1 protein-coding gene is annotated in these 1,774 nt (G+C 72.6%); it reads right to left on the bottom strand.

From position 1 onward, the window contains the following. Positions 1-1,774: cell wall-binding repeat-containing protein (locus OO014_RS19245; protein ID WP_272463942.1), on the bottom strand; the 1,774-nt coding region annotated here is incomplete at both ends.

The following is a 1,774-nucleotide window of genomic DNA, read 5'->3' as shown; positions in this document are numbered from 1 at the left end:
CACGACGTAGGCGACCGCCGGGCCGCTCGGGTAGTAGGAGGCGAGCGCCGCAGCGACGGCGTAGCGGTCGCGGCCGCCGACCCGTTGCACGTCCCCGGATGTCGTCAGGCCGGCGAGACTGTCGGCGACCGCGTCGGACACGCTGGCCGTGCCACCGAGCACCACGGCCCGAGCCGGCTGCAACCGGATGATGGCGTCACGGGTCACGCTCGGCAGCGAGCCCTGGCGGGTCAGCAGGAGCGGTCCGCCGTTCACTGCGGCTCGGGCGGCTCCGGTCAGCGCGTCGGGGAAGTTGAGCCCGGACGCCACGTAGACGACGTCGACACCCGGTGAGTAGCGCGCGTCGGCCACGGCGGCGGCAGTGGCATAGCGGTCCGCGCCGGCCAGACGGACGGCCGTGATCGTCGGCGCGATGGCGAAGTAGTTCGAGGACAGCCCGGTGCTGAAGGTGGGCCACGGTCGGGCGGCCCGGAGCGCGTCTCCCGCCGCGTCCACCGACGTGTAGGCGCCCGTGGACGTCACGCCCTCGACGCGGACCTTGAGCACCCGGCCGCCCCAGGAGCCCTTGCCGTCGCGGGCGAGGATCTGGAGGCGCTCGACCCGGTGGATGCCGAAGTACGACTCGAGCGACGTGACCGGCAGAGAGGCGGCCCACCGGTATCGCGAGTTGATCGACACGTCGTCGTAGCCGTCGGTGTGCGCGGCGAGGTAGGGGTGGTCGGGGGACCCCGGCGCCACGTAGCCGCCGTTGGAGGAGGAGAACATCGTCGTCGCGAGTCGGGTGACGCCGTCGCTGAAGCGGTAGGTGAGGACGGTCCCCTCGGTGGCGGCGACGGCGTCGTCGGTCGTCGCGTACTCGTAGCGCGTGATCGAGCCGTCGCTGTTGCGTCTCCCGAGGCCGCGGTAGACCTGGCACGCAGTGGTGTCGCAGGTGTCGTACCACGACGTGCTGCCCGACTTGCGTGACGCATAGGTGCGCGCGGCGACCGCCTGGGACCGCAGTGCGTGCGTCGCCCAGGACGGCGGCATCTCGGCGGGCACGACGCTGCGCAGGTAGTTCTGCATCGTCACGTCGTTGGCCGTCCCGACCGTGCTCGAGCCCCGCCAGATGGCCAGCATCTTGCCTCGGTAGATGCGGCGCTCGCTGGGCAGCAGCACGTCCACGAAGGCCGACGGGGTGGAGAAGACCACGGGGCAGATGGCGCCGCTGCGGTAGACCGACCACGACGAGCCGTCATAGGAGTCGAGCGAACAGGTGTTGGTCGTGGCGCCGGTCGCCCGCACTCGCCAGCCGGTCGGCGCCGTCGGCAGCGTCTCGTCCGTGCCGGCGATGCGAGCGGTGAGCCCGGGCTGGGCCGGGACGGTGAGGACTCCGTCGTTGTCGGCGAGGATCCCGACGCGGAGTGAGTCCAGCGCCTGCTGGGCCTGCTCGGTGCCGGGGTAGTAGAAGCCGAGGATCTCGCCGAAGGTCAGGCCGGCGAGGGCGGCACCGTGGGCGCCGTACTGGGACATGCCGATTCCGTGGCCGAAGCCGCCTCCGGTGACGTCATAGGTGCCGTCGGACGGGCGGGGGTAGACCTCGGCGCCGGGGACCGGTTCGGGCAGTGCGGCGGCGACCGTCGCAGCCTCGGGGGTGCGGGTGGCGGCGAGGGTGTGGCCGGTGCCGGGTTGGGCGTTCGCGGGTGCCGTGGTGGCCACCACGGCGAGGGCGATCGTGGCGACGACGGGTCGCAGCGCACGCGTGAGGCGTCTGCTGGCGGCGATGGGAGTGTCC

This window comes from Intrasporangium calvum, from assembly GCF_028446585.1.
In the GTDB taxonomy this organism is placed as follows: domain Bacteria; phylum Actinomycetota; class Actinomycetes; order Actinomycetales; family Dermatophilaceae; genus Intrasporangium; species Intrasporangium calvum_A.
The sequence above is the reverse complement of the archived record's forward strand: the minus strand, read 5'-3'. Positions and strand labels throughout refer to the sequence as shown.